Raw genomic sequence first — 23,438 nt, forward strand, 5'->3', positions numbered from 1 at the left:
GCTACATCGCCGCCACACAATCGATCTCGATATCGAAGCGTCCCGGCCACGCCGGCACGTTGATGAAAATCCTCGCCGGCGGATTCAGGCCGAAGAAGCGCCGATATACGTCATTCACGGCAGCGAACGCATCGACCGACGTGCAATAGACGTTGCACTTGAGCACCCGGTCGAGCGACGAACCCGCAGTCTCCACGCATAACTTCAACTGCTCCAGCACGCGCTGCGTCTGCGTCTCGATCGTCGCATCGATGATCTCGCCTGTCTTGGGATCGAACGGCGGAAAGCCGGACACATAAAGCGTATCGCCATGGCGAGTGACGGCGGAAACCGGTGCGTTCCGGCGTTCCAGCCAGGTGGACAGAGGTTCGACGCGAATGATTTCCCGGTCCATTGCATTTATCCGCAGGAAGGTGATGGGGCGCAGCCAGGCGAGTGGCTACTTCTCGCATTGAAATATGCCCGACATGGGAGCGTGAATGTTTCGCGTCGAACTGAAACGTGGAATGAGGATTCCTGCGAAAGGCTTTCACCGGCCGGGCAACGGCGAGCGAAGCTGCGACCCCTCTCCTGCACCTGACAAATCGTAAGCATCCCTGTCGCTGGCGGCGATATCGCAGCCGCTTCGACGCTGCCCTTGCAATCGTTGATCGACGTCAATCGCGAATTCAGCGTTCCCTACAGACTGTCCCCAGGTTGACGTCGGAATGATCCGAAAAGGATCGACGACACCGAAGCGGCATCGACGCAATCGCGCAGACGAAAGCCCGCGCAGACCCGCTGACGGTTATCCCCCCACGACACGGCACGGCCACCATGCTCGATCCACTTTTGATTCTGAACGCCGGTTCTTCCAGCGTGAAGTTCTCGGTGTATGAAACGCGCGCCGACCGCACGCTCGCAGCGGGCGTTCACGGCCAGGTCGAACGCATCGACACCACGCCGCATCTGCGGGTCAGCGATGCCGATGGCCGGGTGCTGGCCGACGGCCCGGTCGAGCAGCGCGGCCACGACGGCGCGATCCGCGCGATTCACGACTGGTTTGCTGCGCACGTCGGCTCGGAGGACGGCTTCGACGGCGTCGGCCATCGGATCGTGCACGGCGGCAGCCGTTACACCGAGCCGATCGAAATCGACGCGGACGTGCTCGCCGGCATCGAGGCGCTGGTGCCGCTCGCGCCGCTGCATCAGCCGCATCACGTCGCCGCGATTCGCGCGGTCGCCGCCGTCGCGCCGCACGTGCCGCAGATCGCGTGTTTCGACACGTCGTTCCATCACACGCAGCCGGCCGTCGCGCAGGCGTTCGCCTTGCCGCGCGAACTGACCGCGAAGGGCGTGCATCGCTATGGCTTTCACGGGCTGTCGTACGAGTTCATCGCGACGGCGTTCAGCGAACTCGCGCCGGAACTCGCGCAGCGCAACGTCGTCGTCGCGCATCTCGGCAACGGCGCGAGCCTGTGCGCGATGCAGCGCGGCCGCAGCGTCGCGACGACGATGGGCTTCACCGCGCTCGACGGTCTGCCGATGGGCACCCGCGCCGGCGCGCTGGACCCCGGGGTCCTGCTTTATCTGCTGCAGCAGGAGCGGATGACGGCCGACGAAATCGAACACCTGCTGTACGAACGCTCGGGGTTGCTCGGCGTGTCCGGGCTGTCGGCCGACATGCGCACGCTGCTCGACAGCGATGCGCCGGCCGCGCGCGACGCCGTCGATCTGTTCGTCTATCGCGCGGGCCGCGAACTCGGCTCGCTCGCGGCCGCGCTCGGCGGGCTCGACGCGCTGGTGTTCACCGCGGGCATCGGCGAGCACGCGGACGAGATCCGCCGGCGCATCGGCGCACAGGCGCGCTGGCTCGGCGTCGAGATCGACGATGCGGCGAACCGGCGTCACGGTCCGCGCATCTCGACGGACGGCTCGCGCGTGTCGGTGTGGGTGATCCCGACCGACGAGAACCAGATGATCGCGCGGCACACGCGGCGCGTGCTCGACCGCCGGCCGCGCGCGCAGGCCGTGCGCGCCGGTTGAGCGGACGCCGCCCCGATACCGATTCATCCGAACCCACCGCGCGGACGGCAGCCTGATCGCCGGACGCATCCGCCCTCCAGCCGTTTCCGTTAGAGGAACCCGCGTCATGTCAGGCAACGTTATCAGCACCTCTCCGAGCGCCACGCAGCGCGAACCGATGCACATCGGCTTCGTGATCGCATGGCTGTTCTGCATCGTGTTCTATTTCATGCAGTACGCGCTGCGCTCCGCGCCCGGCGTGATGATGCCCGAACTCACCGCGGCGTTCGCGCGCGATGCGGTCGGCGTCAGCGCGCTGGTCGGGCTGTACTACTACACGTATTCGCTGTTCTCGATCGTCGCCGGCGCGGCGCTCGACCGGCTCGGCGGCAAGTTCGTGATTCCCATCGGCATCGTGCTCGTCGCCATCGGCGCGGCACTGTTCGGGCTCGGCCACGTGGAGACCGCGCAGATCGGCCGCCTGTTGCAGGGCGCGGGCTCCGCATGCGCGTTCACCGGCGCGGTGTATCTCGCGACGCACGGCTTTCCGCCGCGTTATCTCGCGACGGCGGTGGGCTTCACGCAGTGCTTCGGGATGCTCGGCGGCTCGGCGGGCCAGTTCGCGGTCGGACCGCTGATTCATGGCGTGATCTCGTGGCAGCAGTTCTGGTGGCTCTCGGGCATCGGCCTGTTCGTGATCGCGGTGCTCGTGCTGCTCGCGACGCCGGCCGGACATGACGACGGTCCCGCGAGCCAGGGTTCGTGGACGAAGATGTTCGCGCCGTACAAGGTGGTGCTGACCAACCCGCAGTCGTATCTGTGCGGCTTCTGCGCGGGCCTGCTGTTCCTGCCGACGACGATCGGCGACATGATCTGGGGCGTGCCGTTCCTGCGCGGCGGTTTCGACGCGAGCTACGCGGAGGCGGTGAACCGCGCGAGCATGGTGCCGCTCGGCTGGGTGATCGGCTGCCCGCTGCTCGGTTATCTGTCCGACCACGTCGGCCGCCGCAAGCCGGTGCTGCTCGCGGGCGCGCTGCTGATGCTGGTGTCGGGCGCGGGCATCCTGTACCTGCCCGACGGCGTCGCGCCGCATTACGTGCTGGGCCTGCTGCTCGGCATCGGCTCCGGCGCGGCGATGCTGCCGTACTCGGTCATCAAGGAGGTCAATCCGGACAACGTGAAGGGCAGCGCGACCGGTGCGATCAACTTCCTCGTGTTCACGTTCAGCGCATGGCTCACGCCGGTGTTCGGCCGGCTGCTCGCGCACTTCGCGCACGGCGGCCCGCTGACGCTGCCGGTGTTCCGCGAAGCCGGCGCGTGGCTGCTCGGCGCGATCGTGGTCGCGATGGTGCTCGCGCTGTTTCTGCGCGAGACCGGCTCGCGCGCACAGGCGAAGGCCTAGACGCGCAGGCTGTCCGCTTCGGATGCGGCCGCATCCCCATCCGGCCGCTGAGCCGGAACGCAGCCGAAGCCACCCCCCAATACGTTTTCCGGAGGTCCGATGAACATCCGAATCGAGAATCTCAGCCCGGCGGTGGACCTGACGCGGCGTCAGGCCGTCGGGCCGGTTCGCACCCAGCATCCGGTCTGGCATCACCTGCTGCCGCCGTGCAACGACGCGTGTCCGGCCGGCGAGGACATCCAGGGCTGGCTCGCGCTCGCGCAGGCGGGCCGCTACGAGGCCGCGTGGCGTCGCCTCGTCGCGGACAACCCGTTCCCCGCGATTCACGGGCGCGTCTGTTATCACCCGTGCGAGACCGCATGCAATCGCGGCTCGCTCGACAGCGCCGTATCCGTGCACGCGGTCGAACGCTTTCTCGGCGACCTCGCGATCGAACACGGCTGGGCCGTTTCGCCCGCGCCCGCGACCGGCAAGCGCGTGCTGATCGTCGGCGCGGGGCCGTGCGGCCTGTCCGCCGCGTGGCATCTCGCGCAGCGCGGCCATGCGGTCGAGATTCGCGAGGCGGGGCCGGTGGCGGGCGGCATGCTGCACTTCGGCATTCCCGCGTACCGGCTGCCGCGCGACGTGCTGAACCGCGAAATCGGACGGCTCGAAACGCTCGGCATCCGCATCGTGCTGAACCACAAGGTCGGCGACGTGCTCGTCGAGAAAACCGCAGGCGGCTTCGACGCGGTGCTGCTCGCGATCGGCGCGCAGACCGCGCGCCACATCGACATTCCCGCGCGCGACGCGGCGCAGGTGTTCGACGCGGTGAGCCTGTTGCGCGCGACCGGCACCGGCGCGCGTCCGGAACTCGGCCGCCGCGTGATCGTGTACGGCGGCGGCAATACCGCGATGGACGCCGCGCGCACCGCGCGGCGGCTCGGCGCGGAGGAGGCGCTGATCGTCTATTACCGCGACCGCGAGCACCTGGGCGCGCTGCCGTTCGAGGCGGAGGAGGCGCTGGAAGAGGGCGTGCGGATCCGCTGGCTGTCGAGCATCAAGGACGTCGACGGGCAGTCGATCCGCGTCGAGAAGATGCGCCTCGACGACGCCGGCCGGCCGCATCCGACCGGCGAATACGAAACGCTGGAGGCCGATTCGCTGATCCTCGCGCTCGGCCAGCAGACCGACACGGGGTTCCTGCGCGACGTGCCGGGCGTCGAGTTCGCGCCGGACGGCACGGTGATCGTCGGCGACGATTTCCAGACCGGCTGCGCGGGCCTGTTCGCGGGCGGCGACATGACGCCCGCCAACCGCACGGTGACGACCGCGACCGGCCACGGCAAGCGCGCGGCCCGCCACATCGACGCGTGGCTGAACGGCGCGTCGTTCGCGCCGCCGCCGCGCCATGCGATCGTCGGCTTCGACGCGCTGCATCTGCCGCTCTACAGCGACGCGTTGCAGTCCGCGCAGCCGATGCTGCCGGTCGCGGCGCGCGGCGGCTTCGACGAGGTGCTCGGCAGTCTCGACGAGCGGGCCGCGCGTCACGAAGCGAGCCGCTGCCTGTCGTGCGGCAACTGCTACGAATGCGACAACTGTTATGCGGCGTGCCCGACCGGCGCGATCGAACGGCTCGGCCCGACGCGCGGCTACGAGGTGAACCTCGAACGCTGCACCGGCTGCGCCGTCTGCTTCGAACAATGCCCGTGCCATGCAATCGACATGGCGCCCGAGGCGAACGCTACAGCGAACCCGATCACGGAGGCCGCGCGATGACCCGCAGCACGATGGATGGCAATACGGCGGTCGCGACCGTCGCGTACAAGCTGAACGAAGTGTGCGCGATCTTCCCGATCACGCCGTCGTCGACGATGGCCGAACTGGCCGATCAATGGACGTCGGAAGGGCGGCTGAACCTGTGGGGCAACCTGCCGGTCGTGCAGGAGATGCAGGCCGAAGGCGGCGCGGCGGGCGCGGTGCACGGCGCGCTGCAGTCGGGCGCGCTGACGACGACCTTCACCGCGTCGCAGGGGCTGATGCTGATGCTGCCGAACATGTACAAGATCGCGGGCGAACTGACGTCGGCGGTCTTTCATGTCGCGGCGCGTTCGCTCGCGACGTCGGCGCTGTCGATCTTCGGCGACCACTCGGACGTGATGGCCGCGCGGATGACCGGCTTCGCGCTGCTCAGCGCGGCGTCGGTGCAGGAGGCGCACGACAGCGCGCTGATCGCGCAGGCCGCGACGCTCGAAGCGCGGGTGCCGTTCCTGCATTTCTTCGACGGCTTTCGCACGTCGCACGAACTGAACACGCTGGAACTGCTGGACGACGACGTGCTGCACGCGATGATCGACGACGGGCTGATCCGCGCGCATCGCGGCCGCGCGTTGAGCCCCGAGCGGCCGTTCGTGCGCGGCACCGCGCACAACCCGGACACCTATTTCCAGGCGCGCGAGGCGGTGAATCCGTATTACGACGCGGTGCCGGGCATCGTCGAGAAGCTGATGCGCCGCTTCGGCGATCTGACCGGCCGCCATTACCGGCTGTTCGAGTACAACGGCGCGCCGGATGCGGAGCACGTGATCGTGCTGATGGGCTCCGGCGCGCAGACCGTGCAGGAAACCGTGAAGGCGCTCGCGGCGCAGGGGCGCAAGGTCGGCGTGTTGCAGGTGCGGCTCTACCGGCCGTTTTCCGCCGCGCATCTGCTGGCCGAACTGCCCGCGTCGGTCACGCGCATCGCCGTGCTCGAACAGACCAAGGAGCCGGGCGCGTCCGGCGAGCCGCTGTATCAGGACGTGCTGTCGACGCTCGCGAGCGCGTTCAGCCGCGGCGAGCGGGCCACGTTGCCGTTCGTGGTCGGCGGCCGCTACGGGATATCGAGCAAGGACTTCACGCCCGCGATGGTCAAGGCCGTGTTCGACGAACTGGAACGCGCGCAGCCGCGCCACAGCTTCAGCGTCGGCATCGAAGACGACGTCACGCACCTGAGCCTCGACTACGACCCGGCGTTCGACATCGAGCCGGACGACGTGACGCGCGCGGTGTTCTACGGCCTCGGCGCGGACGGCACGGTCGGCGCGAACAAGAACAGCGTGAAGATCATCGGCGAGGACACCGGCAACTTCGCGCAGGGCTACTTCGTGTACGACTCGCACAAGTCGGGCGCGCAGACCGTGTCGCATCTGCGCTTCGGCCCGCGCCCGATCCATGCGCCGTATCTGATCAGCCGCGCGGGTTTCGTCGCGTGCCATCGCTTCGACTTCCTGGAGCGCGTCGACGTGCTGCAATACGCGGCGGCGGGCGCGACCTTCCTGCTGAACGCGCCGTACCCGGCCGAGCAGGTGTGGACGCATCTGCCGCGCGCGGTGCAGCAGACGATCATCGACCGCAAGCTGCGCTTCTACGTGATCGACGCGTCGTCGGCCGCGCGCGAGCTGGGGCTCGGTTTTCGCGTGAACACGCTGTTGCAGACGTGTTTTTTCGCGCTGTCCGGCGTGCTGCCGCGCGACGAGGCGATCGCGGCGATCAAGCAGGCGATCCGCAAGACCTATGGACGCCAGGGCGAGCGCGTCGTGCAGATGAACGATGCGGCAGTCGACGGCGCGCTCGCGCGGATGCAGCCGGTGACGGTGCCGGCGACGGCGGGCGGCGGCGAGTTGCCGCCGCTCGTGCCGGCCGATGCGCCCGCGTTCGTGCGCGAAGTCACCGCGAAGATGTTCGCCGGCCGCGGCGACGCGATTCCGGTGAGCGCGATGCCGGTGGACGGCACGTTCCCGTCCGGCACCAGCGCCTACGAGAAGCGCAACGTGTCCGATACCGTGCCGCAGTGGCGCAGCGACCTGTGCATCCAGTGCGGACAATGCGGCTTCGTCTGCCCGCATGGCGTGATCCGCTCGCGGTACTACCACGAGGACCGTCTCGACGGCGCGCCCGCGTCGTTCCCGTCCGCGCCGGTCAACGCGCGCGGTTATCCGGAGGCGCGTTTCTCATTGCAGATCTACGTCGAGGACTGCACCGGCTGCGGCCTGTGCGTCGAGGCCTGCCCGGCGCACAGCGCCGTGGAGCCGCAGACGAAGGCGCTGAACATCGTCGACAAGCTGCCGGTGCTGGAGCAGGAGCGCGAGCACATCCGCTTCTTCGAGGCGCTGCCGGTCAACGACCGCGCGCGCGTCGACTTCGCGAACGTGCGCGGCGTGCAGTTCCTGCAGCCGCTGTTCGAGTTTCCAGGCGCGTGCGCCGGTTGCGGCGAGACGCCGTATCTGCGGCTGTTGAGCCAGTTGTTCGGCGACCGCCTGCAGGTCGCGAACGCCACCGGCTGCTCGTCGATCTACGGCGGCAATCTGCCGGTCACGCCGTGGTCGAAGAACCACGAAGGGCGCGGCCCCGCCTGGTCGAACTCGCTGTTCGAGGACAACGCGGAATTCGGCTTCGGCTTCCGGCTCGCGGCGGACCAGCAACTGGCGCTCGCGCACCGGCGGCTGACCGAACTCGCGCCGCAGGTCGGCGCGGATCTGGTGAGCGCGCTTCTCGACGCGCCGCAGGCGCAGGAGTCGGAAATTCGTGCGCAGCGCGAGCGGGTGGCGCTGCTCAAGACCCGCTTGCTGGCGCTCGGCGACGACGCGCGCGCGACCGATCTGCTGTCGGTCGTGGACCATCTGGTCCGCCGCAGCATCTGGCTCGTCGGCGGCGACGGCTGGGCATACGACATCGGCTACGGCGGGCTCGATCACGTGCTCGCGCAGGGCCGCGACGTGAACGTGCTGGTGCTGGACACCGAGGTTTATTCGAACACCGGCGGCCAGTCGTCGAAGGCGACGCCGCTCGCGGCGGTCGCGAAGTTCGCGGCGGCCGGCAAGCGCGTGCCGCGCAAGGACCTCGCGTTGCAGGCGATCGCGTACGGCAACGTCTACGTCGCGCAGGTCGCGATGGGCGCGAATCCGCAGCAGACCTTGCAGGCGTTTCGCGAGGCCGAGGCCTACGACGGCCCGTCGCTGATCCTCGCGTACAGCCACTGCATCGCGCACGGCATCGACATGCGCCAGGGCATGCACCAGCAGGCGCTCGCCACCGCGAGCGGCTACTGGCCGCTGTTCCGCTACAACCCGTCGATGCGGCGGGTCGGCGCGAACCCGTTTCAGCTCGACTCGCTGCGGCCGAGCCTGCCGCTGAAGGACTACGCGTACAACGAGATCCGCTATAGCTCGCTCGCCGTCAGCGACGAGGACACGGCCGCGCAACTGCTCGACGCCGCGCAACGCTGGGTGGACGAGAAATTCCGCCAGTACGAGGATCTCGCCGCGCGCGACGGCGGCCGCTTCTGGAGCAGCGCGCCGGCCCTGGCCGACGGGCGGCGCGCGGATTCGTGATCCGGCACGGACTGGCATTGGCGATGATGACGGAGGGAATCAAATGAATCTGGCGACACAGTATCTGGGTCTCACGCTGAAGAATCCGCTCGTCGCGTCGGCGGCGCCGTCGAACGCGGACCTCGGCCATCTGCACCGGCTGGAGGACGCCGGCGCGGCGGCCGTCGTGCTGCCTTCGCTGTTCGAGGAGCAGATTGCGTCCGCGGGCGGCCACTTCGACGCGATTCTCGCGGCGGGCGCGGACAACAATCCGGAGGCGCATCAGCACTACCTGCCGCCGGGACGCGTCACGCACGGGCCATACGGCCTGCTGCCGGACCGTTATCTGGAGCGGGTGCGGCGCGCGCGGGAAAGCCTGTCGATCCCGGTGATCGCGAGCCTGAACGGCGCGACGCCGGACGGCTGGGCGGACTATGGCCAGCGGCTCCAGCAGGCGGGCGCGCACGCGCTGGAGCTGAACCTGTATTCGGTGCCGACCGATCTCGACGAATCGGGCGAGCAGATCGAGGCGCGCTGCCTGCGCGTCGTGCACGAACTGCGCACGCAACTCGACATCCCGCTGGCCGTGAAGATGAGCCCGTATTTCACCGCCGTCGGCAACATGGCGCTGCGGTTCGCCGAGGTCGGCGCGAACGGGCTGGTGATCTTCAATCGTTATCTGCAACCCGACATCGACCTGCGCACGCTTTCGCTGTCGAGCGACATCGCGCTGAGCCAGGCCGCCGACATGCGCCTGCCCATGCAATGGGTCGCGCTGCTCGCGGGCCGCGTGCCGGTGTCGCTCGCGGCGTCGACCGGCGTCGAGACGGCGGAGCAGGTGGTCAAGTATCTGTACGCGGGCGCAGACGTGGTGATGACGACGTCCGAGGTGCTGCGCGACGGCCCCGACTGTTTCCGCCGATTGCTCGACGGCCTGTGCGAATGGCTCGATGCGCGCGACCTCGGCTCGCCGGACCGCATTCGCGGCGCGATGAGCTTCGCGCGGCTGAAGGACCCGGGCGCGTATGCGCGCGGCCACTACATCGACGCGCTTCAGACATGGACGCGCTCGCATCGCAGCGTATGAACGCCCGCGCCGGGGAGCAGGAGAGCGAATGAAAATCACGGTATTCAGCGCGCAGCCTTACGACCGGACCTTCCTCGACGACGCGCTCGAACGCGCCGGGGATCGCCTGACGACGGTCGAACTGATCTACCAGCAGGCCACGCTGTCGCCGCAGACGGCCGTGCTCGCGCAGGGCTCGGATGCGGTGTGCGTGTTCGTCAACGACCGGCTCGATGCGCCGGTCCTCGAACGACTCGCGGCGCTGCGCGTGCGCGCGATATTCCTGCGCTGCGCGGGTTTCAACAACGTCGACGTCGCGGCCGCGACGCGGCTCGGGTTCTTCGTCGCGCGCGTGCCCGCGTATTCGCCGGAAGCCGTCGCGGAACACACGCTCGCGCTGGTGATGACGCTCAACCGCCACACGCATCGCGCGTGGCTGCGGGTGCGCGACGGCAACTTCGCGCTCGACGGACTGCTCGGCATCACGTTATGCGGCAAGACTGTCGGCATCGTCGGCGCCGGGCGGATCGGCCTCGCGACCGCGCGGATCTTTCACGGGATAGGGTGCCGCGTGCTCGGCTACAACCCGACGCCCGTGCCGGAACTGGCGCGGCTCGGCGAGCAGGTCACGCTCGACGCGCTGTTGCGCGAGTCCGATATCGTGTCGCTGCATTGTCCGCTGGCGGACGACACGCACCACATGATCAACCGCGACACGCTCGCGCGGATGAAACGCGGCGCGATGCTGGTCAACACGTCGCGCGGCGCGCTGGTCGATACGCGGGCGGTCGTCGACGCGCTGAAGTCGCGGCATCTCGGTTTTCTGGCGATCGACGTGTACGAGCAGGAGGAAAACCTGTTCTTCCACGACCGGTCGTCGAGCATCATCGACGACGACATGTTCCAGTTGCTGCTGACGTTCCCGAACGTGCTCGTCACCGGGCATCAGGGTTTTTTCACGGTCGAGGCGATGCGCGAGATCGCGCACGTCACGCTGGATAACGTGCGGTGTTTCGTTGACGGAGGCGAGTGCGGGAACCGGGTGATCGACGCTTGACGACGGTGCCTTTTCACAGGCCGGCCGCGAATTTCAGGGCGACGCCGGTTGCATGCTGGAGGCGGCTACGGGTGCTTTTTTCGCGTTCTCGTTCTCGTCGCTGGTTCCGGCCGCGTCGTTGGTGATCGTCGTCGCCGACGTGTCGTCGTGGACCAGCGCCGCTTCGGCGCGCGCGCTCAACACGATGATGCTGATGCGCCGGTTCCCGGCCGCAAGCGGATCGACGCCGCTCAGGCTCTGCGATGACGCCAGGCCCGCGATGCGCAGCACTCGCGATTGATCCATGCCGGCCGCGATCAGTTCGCGCCGCGAAGCATTCGCGCGCGCGGTGGACAGTTCCCAGTTGCTGTAATTCTTCTCGCCGCCGGAGTACGGCACCGCATCGGTGTGCCCCTGGATGATGATCCGGTTCGGCACCGAATTCACCGATCTGCCGATCGCCTGCAAGATGTCCCGCATATACGGTTCGACGGCGTCGCTTGCCGTCGCGAACATCGGACGGTTCTGCGCGTCGCGGATCTCGATGCGCAACCCCTGCTGCGTGGAGTCGATCCGGATCTGCTGGCGAAACGGGCGCAGTTCGGGGTTCGCCTCGATGGCGGCGAGCACGCTGAGCTGCAGGCTGCGCAGCCGCGCCTGCTCGATACTTTCCGGACTTTCCGAAGCGGCGGTGGCGGCGTCGCCGCGGCGCGGAACCGATTGGCCGGCGCGATCCGTCGCGCTGGTCGATAAATGGGTGACGCCCGTTCCGTCGGTCGAGAGGCCGCCGCCCGCGCCCTTGATGGCGGACGTATCGATCGCGTCCCGGTCGCCGCCCCACAGCGGGATCCGCACCGGCTCGCTGAAATAGGCCGCGATGCCCGCGCGCTGGGTGTTCGACGCCGAACTGACGATCCACAGCAGCAGGAAAAACGCCATCAGCGCGGTCATGAAATCCGCGTAGGCGAGTTTCCATGCGCCGACCGGCTGATCGGGCTTCTCGGGCGCGCGCCGCTTGACGACTCGCGGCGCGGGTTTGTGCTTGGGCATCTCCGTTCCTCTGCGGCGGCCGCCCGGGCGCCGCCCGCGTAGCCAATGGATGGATTCGCAGCGGACAACAAGAGCGATCTCTTTCCCGTGCGAGTGGTTGCGACCCCGTGCTCCCGTTCGTTGGTCCTGCGAATTTCTGGCGAACGGGTATAACGCCGGTGGCGGGTCGCGCGGTTGTTCATCGATCGTTCATCGGACCATCAATCGGACCGCGTATTTTCCAACATGTCTTCATTACCGTGCCGGCCGTGATACGGGGCGAATTCTTCCACGCCCGTTGACTACCGGCAAATTGTTGCGGAATCGCGGGACAGCCCGGCGGCAAGGGTATTGCCATTGGATAGCATCGCTATCCTTTCGACCGTTGCGTATTCCCGCTTGTTTTCCGCGACGACATTATGGACGCGTTGCTGCATCCTCGCGAGTCCTGCGTTTTGCTGTGCAAGTCCGCAGCAAACGCGCGCGGAGTGGCTGGCGACTAGCGACAGCGTTGCGGTGCGCGGCCGGCCGCGCATGATTCGGCCGCACCAACGGGTCCCACGTCAATCGAGATTCAGCAGCGGAATTTCCGTCACGAGCGCATCGATTGCACAGCGGGTTTTCGACGGCAGATACGGCGTTTTCGGCCACACCGCGTGGATACCCTGCGGTCGCACGCCGCAACGCTCCCGCACCGCGACGAGTTCGCCCGTCGCCACATAACGCGTCATCAACCAGCACGGCAACTGCACGAGCCCGAGCCCGGCGACGCCCGCGCCGGCAATCGCCTGGATGTCGTCGAGGCTCAGCTTCGGCTCGATCCGCAATTCGCGCTCGACGCCGTTCGCGTCGAGCACGCGCCATGGCGACACCACCCCCGCGCGCGAATAGGCGATCCCCACATGCCCTTCGAAGTCGTCGATGTCGGCGGGCGTGCCGTGCCGCGCCAGATACGACGGCGCGGCCCCGATGCTCTGGTCCTGTACGCCGAGGCGCCGTGCCGCGAGGACCGTGCTGTCGCGCAGTTCGCCGATGCGCACCGCGAGGTCGATGTGTTCCTCGACGAGATCCACGGTCCGGTCAGAAAACGAAATGTCGATCTGAAGTTCGGGGTGCCTGTGGGCGAGTCCGAACAGCACCGGCGCGACGCAATGGTGGCCGAATGCGAGCGGCGCGCTGACCCGCAGACGGCCGCGCGGCCTGGTGTGTCCGCTTTCCAGTTCGGTTTCGGCGGCATCGAGTTCGGCCAGCGCGCGCACGCATCGGTCGTAATAGGCCCGCCCCGCCTCGGTCAGCGTCTGGCTGCGCGTCGTGCGATGAAGCAGGCGCGCGCCGAGGCGCTCCTCCAGCCTCGCAATCACCTTGCCGACGGCCGAGCGCGTGAGGTGCATGCGCTCGGCCGCCAGCGTGAAGCTGCCCGCTTCGATCACCTGAACGAAGACGGCCACCCCATCGAGTTTGTCCGCCATATTGGGTCCACGAAGGAATAAGTAATGGGAAAAAAGCGCGTCAATCGGGAATCTGCTTCCCGATATAGTACCCCGACGTGTCGCCGATCGAGCCGCCCCCCACGCATGCCGGATGCGTATTCACGAACGCCTTTTTCACGCGACCCATGACGCTACTTCCCCTTCGAAAGAACGCGCTCGCGCTTGCCGCGGTGTGTCTGACCTCGCTGATGTTCGGCCTCGAAATCTCCAGCGTGCCGGCGGTGCTTGCCACCCTCGAAAGCGTGCTGCACGCGGATTTCAGGGAGATTCAATGGATCATGAACGCGTACACGCTCGCCTGCACCACGGTGCTGATGGCGACCGGGGCGCTGGCGGACCGTTTCGGACGCAAACGCGTCTACGTGGCCAGCATCGTGACGTTCGCGGTGACGTCGCTGATCTGCGGGCTCGCGCAGAGCGCGCCCGTGCTGATCGTCAGCCGGTTTCTTCAGGGGATGGGCGGCGGCGCGATGCTGATCTGCCAGGTGGCCGTGCTTTCGCATCAGTTTCAGGCGGGGCGCGAGCGCAGCAACGCGTTCGGCGCGTGGGGAATCATCTTCGGCATCGGCCTCGGCTTCGGGCCGATCGTCGGCGGTTTGATCGTCGCCGTCGCCAACTGGCAATGGGTGTTCCTCGTCCACACGCTGCTTTCGATCGTGGCGCTGGGCCTTGCGTTCGCCGGCGTGCAGGAGTCCCGCGACCCGCATGCGCAGCAGCTGGACCTGCCGGGCATCGTTACGCTGTCCGCAGCGTGTTTCGGCCTCGTCTACTTCATCACGCAGGGGCCGGACCTCGGGCTGGACAGTCGCGCGGCGTTGGGCATCGCGGCGGCGACGGCGGTCAGCTTCGTCGCGTTTGTCTTCGTCGAGAAGCGCAGCCCCCGCCCGATGTTCGACTTTTCGGTGTTCCGGATCCGGCCGTTTTCGGGCGCGATGTCCGGCTCGATGGGCATGAACTTCAGCTACTGGCCGTTCATGATCTATCTGCCGATCTATTTTCAGGGCGCGCTCGGCTACACGAGCGTGAACGCCGGGCTGTCGCTGCTCGCCTATACGCTGCCGACGCTCGTCGTGCCGCCGCTTGCCGAACGGCTCGCGTTCCGGTTCGGCGCGCGCCGGGTGATTCCGCTCGGCCTGTTCACGATCGGCGTCGGTTTCATGCTGATGAAGTTCGGCGCGGGCGGCGCGCACCCCAGTTGGCTCACGATGCTGCCGGGCTGCCTGTCGTGCGGCATCGGGCTGGGGCTCACGAATACGCCGGTCACGAATACGGCCACGGGTTCGGTGTCGCCGAACCGCGCGGGCATGGCTTCGGGCATCGACATGAGCGCGCGGCTGATCAGCCTCGCGATCAATATCGCGGTGATGGGTTTCATCCTCGTGGAAGGCGTGTTGTCCCATCTTGCGCGCGCGCTTGCCGGCTGGTCCGCAGACCTGCCGCTGCGTCGACTCGCGGAACAGGTCGCGGCGGGTTCGATCGCGCCTCCTGGGCAGAGCAGCGCGGAACTGGCGGCGGTCGATCCGCACGGCGCGATCGTGCATGCGGCGCTCGCGCACGGCTTCGGACTCGTGATGCTGTACGGGATGGTCGGCGCGTGGATGCTGGCGCTGTGCAGCGCCGCCGCGTTCGGACCTGGTGCGCGGAGGGTTCGTGAACAGGCGGAACTGGGCGAGTGCGTTCGTCACCCGAGTCCATAGCGCGCGTTTCGGCGCATCGGCATGTTGGCCCGCTCATGCGGTCGCCTGGCAGGCTTGAGGGTTATCATTCCCGTTCGCGCGACGCGGCGGCGCGGGTCTGCGGCTTGCGCATGTTACGCCGCGCGTTTCGGCGCACCGCGCACCTGTCATCGACGCGTCACTGCCTTCGTGCCTGCCCATGCCCAGGAAAAAGACCAGCGTCTGGTTCAGAGGCCTCAACCTGTTTGCCAGCCTGACGGGAATCCGGCCGAAAAAGAAAGCGGTCGTGCGCAAGACGGCGACGGTCAAGACGACGCGCGCGCCCGCGACGAAGCGCGCCGGCCCGGCGCGCGGCCCGCGTCCGTCGTCGACGCGGACCATGGGCCGATGGACGCGCTCGTTCCACTCCGCGCCGCCGCTCGCCGGGAAACTCGTCAACCATCTCGCGTATGCGTTGTACCTGCCGTCTGCGGCGACGTCGCAGGCGGCCATGCCGCTCGTCGTGATGCTGCATGGCTGCAAGCAGACCGCCGAGTCGTTCGCCGCCGGCACGCGCATCTGCCGGCTCGCGGAGCGCGCGGGATTCGCGGTGCTGCTGCCGGAACAGGCGAAGGCCGCGCACGCGCATCGATGCTGGAACTGGCACGAGCCTCCGGCGCAGTCCGAGGCGCCTGCCGTCGCGTCGCTCGTGGTGTCGATCGTCGCGGAGCACGGTTTCGACCACGAGCGCGTGTATCTCGCGGGCATCTCGGCGGGGGCCGGTCTTGCCGCCGTGCTCGGCGTTCACTATCCGGCGCTGTTCGCCGCCGTGGGCCTGCATTCGGGGCCGGTGTTCGGCGCGGCCCATTCGACGTTCACCGCGATGCACGTGATGCGCGGCGGCAGCCGCGAAGACCCGCTGCACCTGATCGAAACGTCCGTCGATGTCGCCCGCTATCCGGGCATGCCCGCGATCATCGTCCACGGCGAACTCGATGCGGTCGTCGCGAAGCGCAACGCCGAGCAGCTCAGCATCGAGTTCGCGCGGCTCAACCGGCTGATCGATGCGGAAGGCGCGTTGCGCGTCGGCGAGCGGCGGACCTACAGCCGCGATGCGGCCGACTACGTGGATTATCTGAAGGCCGGGCGGCTCGTCGTCAGGGTGTGCATCGTTCGAGGCCTGGGCCACGCGTGGAGCGGCGGCGATCCGCGCGAAGCGTTTCATTCGGGCAAGGGTCCCGAGGCGACCGCGATGATGTGGAATTTCTTCCGGCACCAGCGGCGCGTCGCGACGCATCCGGTGTAGCGGTGCGGCATCACGCGATGGCTTCGACGAGTTTCCCCTGCCGATGAAGATCGGCAGCAGAACAACAGCCCATGACCCTCCATTTCATCAAGATGCAGGCAAATGGCGATGACTTCGTCCCCGTCGATGCGCGCGGCAAGATCGACCCGATCACGAGCGGCGTGGCCCGTCGCCTCGGCGATCGGAATCGGGGAATCGGGGAATCGGGGAATCGGATTCGATCAGCTTGCGGTCGTGCTCGACTGCGACGATGCCGCCGCGCGGCTGCTGTTCTGGAATCCGGACGGCACGCCGCTCGATACGTGCGGCAGCGCGACCCGTGGCGTCGCGGATCTGCTGATGCGAGAAGCGGGGGCGTCGTCGGTCACGCTGAGAACCGCGCGCGGCAGGCTGAGCTGCGGGCGGGATATCCCCCTTGCCGAAGCGGCCGATACCCCTGCGCTGCCGCTTCCCGGCCATCCGGCTGCGTGCAGCATGGGCAATCCGCATTGCACGTTTTTCGTCGACGATCTCGATGCCATCGATATTGCCGCTATCGGGCCGGGAATCGAAACCCCTCCGCTTTTCCGCAACAGGACGAACGTCCATTTTGTCCGCGTCGTTCATCGCGGCCGTATCCGGCTGCGCATCTGGGAGCGGGGCGGCGGCGTACCGCTCGGGTCGGGCTCGTGTTGTTGCGGTGCTGTCGTCGGCGGAATCCGGCGCGGTCTTCTGGACGATACCGTCGAGATGGAATGCGATGGCGCAACGGTGACGGTGCGATGGGACGGGGTTGGCGGCGTTGTGCTGACCGGACTAGTCGAGCCGGTTTTTTCGGGGGTGATCGGGGATTGGGTCTGGCGGTAAAACGAGCGGCGTTGTGCCGATCGCGTCACTGGCGGCGAGCCAGCCGGGCAACGATTGGCCACTACCGATTGGCCACTACCGGAAACGAGCGTCGGCGATAATAAGGCCACTCCCTCTTTCTGCTGGAAATGCCGCGATGCAAGTGCTGGTTGATGCGGACGCCTGCCCGGTCGCCGTCAAGGACATACTGTTTCGGGCCGCGCGGCGCGTCGAAATAAGCGTAACGCTGGTCGCGAACCAGTATCTGCGCACGCCGCCGTCGCGTTTCATCAAGGCGTTGCAGGTGCCAGCGGGTTTCGACGCCGCCGATAACCGCATCGTCGAACTGGTCGCGAGCGGCGACCTCGTGATTACGGCGGACATCCCGCTTGCCGCCGCCGCGCTCGACAAGGGCGCTCATGTGCTCGATCCGCGCGGCAACTGGTTCACTCGCGAGAACATCCAGGAGCGCCTGACGATGCGCGACGTGCTGGATCAGCTACGCACTTCGGGCGTCGATACCGGCGGCCCCGCACCGTACACCCCGCAGGACAGCAAGGCGTTCGCCGGTCAACTGGACCGCTTTCTTGCGCGCCACGGCTCGCGGCCAGGGGGCGTCGCCTGATGCGTGCGGCCCGGCCATCGAAGCTGCTTTTCCTGCCCGGCGCATCCGGTCACACGGCGTTCTGGCAACCACTGGCGGATCGACTGACGGAGCGAGCCGGGAAGACGATCCTCGCTTATCCGGGGTTCGGCCGGGAGCCGGCTGTCGCGGATGTCGACAGTTTCGACGGCCTCGTCCGCTGACGCGCCGCACAGTCCAGAATGACTTTGGCCGGCGCACGCACGGTCACGGAATGGATTGCCTGGAAATCGAAATGCGGGAGAAGATCGGCTGATAGCTTCGTCGAGGATTTCAAAGGCATCCTGCATATCGGCGCGGACAGCATGCGAAGCCGGCTGTCGATAAGCGCCTATTGCCCATGCCGCATATACAGAAGCAGCAGCGACAACGATACGAGCGACCCGAGCGTCGACAGCAGGATGGTACGGGATGCGACGCCGGCTTCCCGTCGATAGAACTCCGCGAGCATGAACGGGCCGGTCCCGGTGGGCAGCGCGGCGAGCACGACGGTCATCTGGACCAGCGAGACCGGCAACGCAAACACCCGCGCCGCGAGCCACCATGCGAGCAACGGCTGCACGATCAGTTTGGCCCCGGCAAGGAGCAGCGAACTGCGCGCCACGCCGCCGGCGGGGCGGCGTTCCGCGAGAAACAGCCCCAGGCTGATGAGCGCACACGGACTGGCCGCGCCGCTCAGCAGCTTCAGGAAGGTCTCCGCGCTGCCCGGCAGCCTGAACTGGGCGGCGGAGACCAGCACGCCGGCTATCGGCGAAACGATCAGCGGGTTGCGGGCGAGCGACGTCAGCACCTTCAGCCCGAGCTTGTGCGGTCTGCGCTCCGACTGCAGGCTGATCTCGATGAGCACGATGGCGATCGCAAACAGCGCGCAGGCGATCAGGATGGTCGCGATCGTGGTCGGCGTCAGGCTGCTTGAGCCGAATGCAATCAGGCACAGCGGAAAGCCGATGTAGCCGGTATTGGGGTAGGCGGCGGCGATGGCGTCGATGCTGGCGTCGGCGAGGTGGAGTCCGCCCGCCATGCGCAGCGCGAGAATCAGTACGAACACGCCGGCGCCCGCGATCCAGAACGTGGCGATAAACGCCGGTTGATCGAGTTGCTGCCAGGTGGCGTGCGCCATCGTGTCGAACAGCAGCGCGGGCAGCGCGAGCCATACGACGAAGCGGTTCAACTCGGACGCGGCAGTGGGGCCGAGCACGGCGCGGCGCCGGCAGACGAAGCCGGCGAGAATCAAGGCGAAGATCGGAATGAGGATTTCAAGGGTGGATAACATCGGGTAACACCGAATCGACAGGCAGGCCGCAAGGATAGGGTCTGCGAACGATATAATCCAATACCGTTTAAGGCATCTGGCAATACGTTTTTTGCATCGTCATGGACATCAAGCCGCTGCGCTACTTCGTTACGCTCGCCCAAACCCGCCACTTCGGACGGGCCGCGGCCCTGCTGCATATTTCGCAGCCGCCGCTCAGCAGGCAACTCGCGGCACTGGAAGCCGATCTCGGCGTCCGGCTGGTCGAGCGCAGCCCGCATAGCGTGACGCTCACCGCGGCGGGCGAGCGGTTCTATGGCGATGCGCGGGCGATTCTCGCCGCGCTCGACCAGGCGAGGAGCAACGCGCGCGCCGTCGCTTCCGGCGTGGCCGGCACGCTGACGATCGGCTTCACGATGTGCGCGGCGTACAGCGTGGTGCCGGGTTATGCCAGGAGGTTCGGCTCGAAATTCCCGGAAGTCACGTTGAATCTGCGCGAGGTGGTGTCGAACGACCTGTCGGCGCAGGTGCTCAATGGCCAGATCGATGCGGCGATCCTGTTTCCCGGGACGAACGAACGAGGGCTGGCTTCGCGGATGCTGATCAGCGAACCGCTGTGCGTGGCGCTTTCGCGCGAGCATCCGATGGCGCGCTCGCGCACGCTGAAGATCGCCAGGCTGGCCGGGCAGCCGTTCGTGCTGGCGGCGACCGAGGTCGCGCCGACGCTGCGCGCGGCGATCATGGAGCACTGTCGAAGCAGCGGCTTCGAGCCGGACATCCGCTTCGAGGTTCAGTTGCAGCAGACGGTGTTGAGCCTCGTAAACGAAGGGGTGGGCGTGGCGCTGGTTCCCGCGTCGATGAGCAAGGTGCAGCTTGAGGGCGTCGTGTTCAGGAAGCTGGAGAATGCGCCGCTGGTCGATCAGGTGCTGTTATGGTCGTCAGCGAACCGGAACCCGTGCCTGCAAACTTTCCTCGATATGGTGTAGCGGCGCCGCCGCCGCGAAGAACGCCATCGCAGGCGGGCGCGCGAACACGACGCTCAGCGCCAACTCCACGGCCCCGGCGAAACCCGGCAACGCGAGATGCCGTCGACGCTCGCCGGTGCGGTCCGAATCGAAGCGGATGTTCGTTCTCCAGAACCGCTTGCCGCCGCAGGCTCGCCCGATCCGCTACGCACTGTCGCGGACAGCGGCCGTACGCGCCTCGATCGCGCGCAGCACCGCGACCATGTCCTCGTGCCCATGGCCGAGTCTTTCGGTCTCGCCGTACAGCGCGAAACAGACGTCGAGCAGCGGCGAAGCGATCGCGACGCCGCGCGCCGCCTCGGCCACGAGGCGGCTGTTCTTCAGTACGTCGGAAATTGCCGCCTGCACGTTGAAGTCCTGCGTGGCGAGCTTGTCGATCTTGATGCGCGAGACGTCGCTCGCCATCGGTCCGGCGTTGAGCACCTTCGCGAACAGCGCGAGATCGATGCCGTGGCGCTGCGCGAAATGCGTGGCCTCGGTGAGGCCAGTGACCATCGTGATGAGGAACAGATTCACCGCGAGTTTCATCGTCAACGCGGACGGCACCGCGCCGCACACGAAGCTGTCGCGGTAGACCGGCTTGACGAGCGCGCGCACCGCATCGACGTCCTCGGGCTCGCCGGCCAGCATGACGACGAGCTGGCCGGCTTCCGCGGGCTTGCGCGAGCCGGAAACGGGCGCTTCGACGTAGCGGCCGCCGGCGGCTTCGATGTCGTTGGCAAGCGCGCGCGAGTGTTCGGCCGACGTCGTGCCCATGTGCACGATCGTGTGGTCCTTCATGCGCGCGGCGAAGGCGGGCGTGCCGCGTCCGAGCACGTCGTCGTTGGCGCGCTCGCTGGCGAGCATCAGGATCACCGTGCGGCATTGCGCGAACACGTCGTCGAGTTCGTCGGCCGCGTGCGCGCCGGCCGCGCGCAACGCATCGTAGCTGTCCTTCGAACGGCTCCAGACGACGAGCGGCGTGCCGGCCCGCGCGAGATTGAGCGCCATCGGCGTACCCATCACGCCCAGCCCGATGAAGCCCGTTTTCACCTGCATGTCGTGTCTCCTGGAGAGATCGAAGGTATCGCGCCCGTCTTTGCGAGCGATCGGCGGGTTCGTACGACCCGCGAAGTCGAGACGGCGTGCGTGGCGGCTCGCGCGGTTTCCCGCGAGCGCAAACCGGAGACGCATCATCGGGTCATTAAAGCGCGGGCAGCCGATCCCGATCAAGCGAGCTTTTTGCGCGATTCGCATGCGCATGACTCATGCGAGCGTGGACGCATGCGAGACGAACTATGCGGGCAGACCGAATCGACCGGCACTGTCCGCGCGCGCTTCATCGAGTATCCAGCCGACCACCGCGCGCACGTCGTCGCGCGGCTCCGCGTCCGCCTGATGAAGCCAGTACGCGTAACCGGTCGGCCGTCCTGCGCCGGCCTCGCCGATTGCGATCAGGCGGCCGTCCGCGAGCATCGGCTGAACCAGCGCGACGCGGCCGAGCGCGATGCCGCGTCCGGCGAGCGCCGCCTGAATCACCTGATCGTATTGATTGAAGCGCAGCACGCCGCGCGGCCGCACGGCATCGAGCCCGTATGCGCGCAGCTGATCGGACCAGTGCAGCAGCGGGCGGCGCGGGCCGTCGAATTCGATCAGCGCGTGCCGCGCGAGCGTCTTTGCATCGAGCGTCTTCACGGCGAGCGACGGATGCGCGACCGGCACCACGTATTCGTCGTACAGGCGCACGGCCGCGCCGGGCGCGAACGACGCGCCGCCGGCGGGCGCATAACGCAGCGCCAGATCGACGCCTTCCGCGTGCAGGTCGAGCACCTTGTCGGACGCCGCGACGCGCAGATCGATGTCCGGATGCAGGCGCTGTAGCGCGCCGAGCCGCGGCAGCAGCCACAACCCCGCCACGCCGATGCTCGCTGTGATCGTCACCGGCTGCCGCGTCTGCGGCTCACCGAGCGAGCCCACGATCTCCTGAAGCTGTTGAATCGCGCCGTCCGCGACCCGCAGCAGACGCTCGCCCTCGGGCGTCAGCGAGATCGAGCGATAACCGCGGTTCAGCAGGCGCACGCCGAGCATCGTCTCCAGCGTATAAATCTGGCGGCTCACCGCGGACTGCGTGAGGCAAAGGTCCTCGGCGGCGCGCGTGATGCTCATGCGGCGGCAAACCGCGACGAACCCGCGGATGAAATCGAGCGAAGGCAGCTTCGCGAGCGGTGCTGGCATGCGTGTGACTCATGGGAATGTGGCGAAAAGATTGATTGAGCCGCGCGGCGCGGTCAAGTGAAATCGCGGTATGTCGACCCCCATGAGGAACGCGTTCATGTCAGTGTCCGGTCCGGACGAACCGCAGCCGGCCGAAATCGCCGTGGCCGCCGCCGACGGGTATCCGATCCGCGGTTACGTGTGGCGGCATGACTCGCCGCCGGAGAGCGGAGGCGTTCGCCCGGTGGCGATCGTCAACGCGGCGACGTCGGTGCGCTGCCGCTACTATTTCCGCTTCGCGGCGTGGCTGCATCGTCACGGGTATGACGCGCTGGTCTACGACTATCGCGGCATCGGCGTGTCGCGTCCCGCCGATCTAGCGACGCTCGACGCAAGCTGGCTCGACTGGGGCGAGCGCGATTTCGACGCGGTGCTGCGCTACGTGCGCGCCCGGTTTCCCGCGCAGCCGATCGACGTGGTCGGGCATAGCATCGGCGGCTTTCTGATCGGGCTCTCGCCGTCGAACCCGCTGATTCGCCGCGTCTTCACGATGGGGGCGCAGTACGCGTACTGGCGCGACTATGCGCGATCGAGCCTGCCGTCGATGCTATGGAAATGGCATGTCGTGATGCCGGCGCTCACGCGTTTATACGGCTATTTTCCGGCGTCGCGGCTGGGATGGATGGAGGACACGCCGCGCGGCGTCGTGCAGGCGTGGAGCCGCAGCCGCGCGCGCTTCGAGGACGGTTTTATTCGAGGACCGTTCGCGCGTCCGGCCGAACAGCGGGCCGGACTCGTTGCCCGCTTCGCCGGACTCACCGCGCCGATCCTCGCGGTCAGCGTCACCGACGATCCGTTCGGGACGACGCCCGCGATCGAACGGGCGCTGCGGTATTTCACGCAGAGCCGGACGGTGCATCTGCGGCTTGCGCCCGCGTCGATCGGCGAGCAGCGCATCGGGCATTTCGCGTTTTTCAACAGCCGCTATGAGTCGAGCCTGTGGCCGGTCGCGCTGCGCTGGCTGACGACCGGGGACGTGCCGCCCGACTTGGCGGCGAGCGTCGTTTCCGTGCGAAACGCGCCTGAAACACGGGATGGCGGCGGTGGCGAAGAAGCGGCGGTCGAGCGGGAGAACGCATGAGACGTCGCGAACCTGTGCAACGGCGTGACGGCGGCCTCCTTGCG

At 67.6% G+C, this 23,438-nt stretch carries 18 protein-coding genes and 1 pseudogene; 13 read left to right on the forward strand and 6 right to left on the reverse strand.

The genetic code is table 11. The annotated features are described in order from the left end of the window. Position 1: 1 nt before the first annotated feature. Positions 2-394, reverse strand: a complete 393-nt coding sequence (locus BLV92_RS23465) for a RidA family protein (protein WP_090549599.1) — start codon at positions 392-394, stop codon at positions 2-4. A 422-nt stretch (positions 395-816) separates the two neighbouring features. Here BLV92_RS23465 and BLV92_RS23470 point away from each other — a divergent pair, with 422 nt between their 5' ends. The 6 genes from BLV92_RS23470 to BLV92_RS23495 all read left to right on the forward strand — a co-directional run bounded on the left by BLV92_RS23470 (position 817) and on the right by BLV92_RS23495 (position 10,856). Next, positions 817-2,025: an acetate/propionate family kinase gene (locus tag BLV92_RS23470; RefSeq protein ID WP_090549602.1), complete on the forward strand. Its 1,209-nt coding sequence runs from the start codon at positions 817-819 to the stop codon at positions 2,023-2,025. A 106-nt stretch (positions 2,026-2,131) separates the two neighbouring features. Beyond that, positions 2,132-3,406 (forward strand): MFS transporter, encoded by a 1,275-nt coding sequence (locus tag BLV92_RS23475; protein ID WP_090549606.1) that lies wholly within the window; start codon positions 2,132-2,134, stop codon positions 3,404-3,406. 99 nt (positions 3,407-3,505) lie between these two features. Beyond that, positions 3,506-5,164, forward strand: a complete 1,659-nt coding sequence (locus BLV92_RS23480; RefSeq protein ID WP_090549609.1) for an NAD(P)-binding protein — start codon at positions 3,506-3,508, stop codon at positions 5,162-5,164. Further along, complete coding sequence (nifJ, locus tag BLV92_RS23485; RefSeq protein ID WP_208862131.1) at positions 5,161-8,754, forward strand: pyruvate:ferredoxin (flavodoxin) oxidoreductase; 3,594 nt, start codon at positions 5,161-5,163, stop codon at positions 8,752-8,754. The genes BLV92_RS23480 and nifJ overlap by 4 nt, the downstream gene beginning before the upstream one ends. A gap of 43 nt (positions 8,755-8,797) precedes the next feature. Next, a complete protein-coding gene (locus BLV92_RS23490; RefSeq protein ID WP_090549612.1) occupies positions 8,798-9,820 on the forward strand; it encodes a dihydroorotate dehydrogenase-like protein in 1,023 nt (340 codons plus the stop codon). Positions 9,821-9,848: 28 nt separating this feature from the next. Beyond that, a complete protein-coding gene (locus BLV92_RS23495) occupies positions 9,849-10,856 on the forward strand; it encodes a 2-hydroxyacid dehydrogenase (protein WP_090549615.1) in 1,008 nt (335 codons plus the stop codon). A 33-nt stretch (positions 10,857-10,889) separates the two neighbouring features. On the opposite strand, the gene motB is transcribed toward BLV92_RS23495, so the two are convergent. Continuing rightward, positions 10,890-11,885: a flagellar motor protein MotB gene (gene motB, locus BLV92_RS23500; RefSeq protein WP_090549618.1), complete on the reverse strand. Its 996-nt coding sequence runs from the start codon at positions 11,883-11,885 to the stop codon at positions 10,890-10,892. 542 nt (positions 11,886-12,427) lie between these two features. Beyond that, on the reverse strand, positions 12,428-13,333 hold the full coding sequence (locus BLV92_RS23505) for a LysR family transcriptional regulator (protein WP_090549621.1): 906 nt from the start codon (positions 13,331-13,333) through the stop codon (positions 12,428-12,430). A 146-nt stretch (positions 13,334-13,479) separates the two neighbouring features. On the opposite strand from BLV92_RS23505, the gene BLV92_RS23510 reads away from it, so the two are divergent. The 5 genes and pseudogenes from BLV92_RS23510 to BLV92_RS32700 all read left to right on the forward strand — a co-directional run. After that, the gene (locus BLV92_RS23510) at positions 13,480-15,051 is read left to right on the forward strand and encodes an MFS transporter (RefSeq protein WP_090549624.1); all 1,572 of its coding nucleotides are present in this window, start codon (positions 13,480-13,482) and stop codon (positions 15,049-15,051) included. 178 nt (positions 15,052-15,229) lie between these two features. Continuing rightward, positions 15,230-16,315, forward strand: a complete 1,086-nt coding sequence (locus BLV92_RS23515) for an extracellular catalytic domain type 1 short-chain-length polyhydroxyalkanoate depolymerase (RefSeq protein WP_090549627.1) — start codon at positions 15,230-15,232, stop codon at positions 16,313-16,315. Between the two features lie 108 nt (positions 16,316-16,423). Then, complete coding sequence (locus tag BLV92_RS23520; RefSeq protein WP_244283898.1) at positions 16,424-17,161, forward strand: diaminopimelate epimerase; 738 nt, start codon at positions 16,424-16,426, stop codon at positions 17,159-17,161. Positions 17,162-17,297: 136 nt separating this feature from the next. Further along, positions 17,298-17,765 (forward strand): YaiI/YqxD family protein, encoded by a 468-nt coding sequence (locus BLV92_RS23525; protein WP_090549632.1) that lies wholly within the window; start codon positions 17,298-17,300, stop codon positions 17,763-17,765. After that, positions 17,765-17,941, forward strand: a pseudogene (locus tag BLV92_RS32700) (alpha/beta fold hydrolase); the annotation flags it as partial. The gene BLV92_RS23525 and the pseudogene BLV92_RS32700, both read left to right, overlap by 1 nt. A gap of 173 nt (positions 17,942-18,114) precedes the next feature. On the opposite strand, the gene BLV92_RS23535 reads toward BLV92_RS32700, so the two are convergent. Beyond that, positions 18,115-19,056, reverse strand: a complete 942-nt coding sequence (locus tag BLV92_RS23535) for an AEC family transporter (protein ID WP_090549635.1) — start codon at positions 19,054-19,056, stop codon at positions 18,115-18,117. A gap of 101 nt (positions 19,057-19,157) precedes the next feature. Here BLV92_RS23535 and BLV92_RS23540 point away from each other — a divergent pair, with 101 nt between their 5' ends. Next, entirely contained in the window at positions 19,158-20,021 is an 864-nt protein-coding gene (locus BLV92_RS23540) for a LysR family transcriptional regulator (RefSeq protein ID WP_090549638.1), read from the forward strand. Positions 20,022-20,204: 183 nt separating this feature from the next. Here the strand turns inward: BLV92_RS23540 and BLV92_RS23545 are convergent, their stop codons facing one another. Together BLV92_RS23545 and BLV92_RS23550 are read right to left on the reverse strand one after the other, a co-directional pair. Continuing rightward, on the reverse strand, positions 20,205-21,098 hold the full coding sequence (locus BLV92_RS23545) for an NAD(P)-dependent oxidoreductase (RefSeq protein ID WP_090549641.1): 894 nt from the start codon (positions 21,096-21,098) through the stop codon (positions 20,205-20,207). 237 nt (positions 21,099-21,335) lie between these two features. Beyond that, entirely contained in the window at positions 21,336-22,274 is a 939-nt protein-coding gene (locus BLV92_RS23550) for a LysR substrate-binding domain-containing protein (protein ID WP_090549644.1), read from the reverse strand. Between the two features lie 97 nt (positions 22,275-22,371). Between BLV92_RS23550 and BLV92_RS23555 the strand changes: the two genes are divergently transcribed. Beyond that, positions 22,372-23,394: an alpha/beta hydrolase family protein gene (locus BLV92_RS23555; RefSeq protein WP_177197974.1), complete on the forward strand. Its 1,023-nt coding sequence runs from the start codon at positions 22,372-22,374 to the stop codon at positions 23,392-23,394. Positions 23,395-23,438 lie beyond the last annotated feature (44 nt).

The sequence above is a fragment of the Paraburkholderia caballeronis genome, assembly GCF_900104845.1.
In the GTDB taxonomy this organism is placed as follows: Bacteria; Pseudomonadota; Gammaproteobacteria; order Burkholderiales; family Burkholderiaceae; genus Paraburkholderia; species Paraburkholderia caballeronis.

What these genes read in the sequence shown, in the direction of transcription:
- BLV92_RS23465 (WP_090549599.1), bottom strand. Translation starts at nt 394, where the DNA reads ATGGACCGGGAAATCATTCGCGTCGAACCTCTGTCCACCTGGCTGGAA.
- BLV92_RS23470 (WP_090549602.1), top strand. Translation starts at nt 817, where the DNA reads ATGCTCGATCCACTTTTGATTCTGAACGCCGGTTCTTCCAGCGTGAAG.
- BLV92_RS23475 (WP_090549606.1), top strand. Translation starts at nt 2,132, where the DNA reads ATGTCAGGCAACGTTATCAGCACCTCTCCGAGCGCCACGCAGCGCGAA.
- BLV92_RS23480 (WP_090549609.1), top strand. Translation starts at nt 3,506, where the DNA reads ATGAACATCCGAATCGAGAATCTCAGCCCGGCGGTGGACCTGACGCGG.
- nifJ (WP_208862131.1), top strand. Translation starts at nt 5,161, where the DNA reads ATGACCCGCAGCACGATGGATGGCAATACGGCGGTCGCGACCGTCGCG.
- BLV92_RS23490 (WP_090549612.1), top strand. Translation starts at nt 8,798, where the DNA reads ATGAATCTGGCGACACAGTATCTGGGTCTCACGCTGAAGAATCCGCTC.
- BLV92_RS23495 (WP_090549615.1), top strand. Translation starts at nt 9,849, where the DNA reads ATGAAAATCACGGTATTCAGCGCGCAGCCTTACGACCGGACCTTCCTC.
- motB (WP_090549618.1), bottom strand. Translation starts at nt 11,885, where the DNA reads ATGCCCAAGCACAAACCCGCGCCGCGAGTCGTCAAGCGGCGCGCGCCC.
- BLV92_RS23505 (WP_090549621.1), bottom strand. Translation starts at nt 13,333, where the DNA reads ATGGCGGACAAACTCGATGGGGTGGCCGTCTTCGTTCAGGTGATCGAA.
- BLV92_RS23510 (WP_090549624.1), top strand. Translation starts at nt 13,480, where the DNA reads ATGACGCTACTTCCCCTTCGAAAGAACGCGCTCGCGCTTGCCGCGGTG.
- BLV92_RS23515 (WP_090549627.1), top strand. Translation starts at nt 15,230, where the DNA reads ATGCCCAGGAAAAAGACCAGCGTCTGGTTCAGAGGCCTCAACCTGTTT.
- BLV92_RS23520 (WP_244283898.1), top strand. Translation starts at nt 16,424, where the DNA reads ATGACTTCGTCCCCGTCGATGCGCGCGGCAAGATCGACCCGATCACGA.
- BLV92_RS23525 (WP_090549632.1), top strand. Translation starts at nt 17,298, where the DNA reads ATGCAAGTGCTGGTTGATGCGGACGCCTGCCCGGTCGCCGTCAAGGAC.
- BLV92_RS23535 (WP_090549635.1), bottom strand. Translation starts at nt 19,056, where the DNA reads ATGTTATCCACCCTTGAAATCCTCATTCCGATCTTCGCCTTGATTCTC.
- BLV92_RS23540 (WP_090549638.1), top strand. Translation starts at nt 19,158, where the DNA reads ATGGACATCAAGCCGCTGCGCTACTTCGTTACGCTCGCCCAAACCCGC.
- BLV92_RS23545 (WP_090549641.1), bottom strand. Translation starts at nt 21,098, where the DNA reads ATGCAGGTGAAAACGGGCTTCATCGGGCTGGGCGTGATGGGTACGCCG.
- BLV92_RS23550 (WP_090549644.1), bottom strand. Translation starts at nt 22,274, where the DNA reads ATGCCAGCACCGCTCGCGAAGCTGCCTTCGCTCGATTTCATCCGCGGG.
- BLV92_RS23555 (WP_177197974.1), top strand. Translation starts at nt 22,372, where the DNA reads ATGTCAGTGTCCGGTCCGGACGAACCGCAGCCGGCCGAAATCGCCGTG.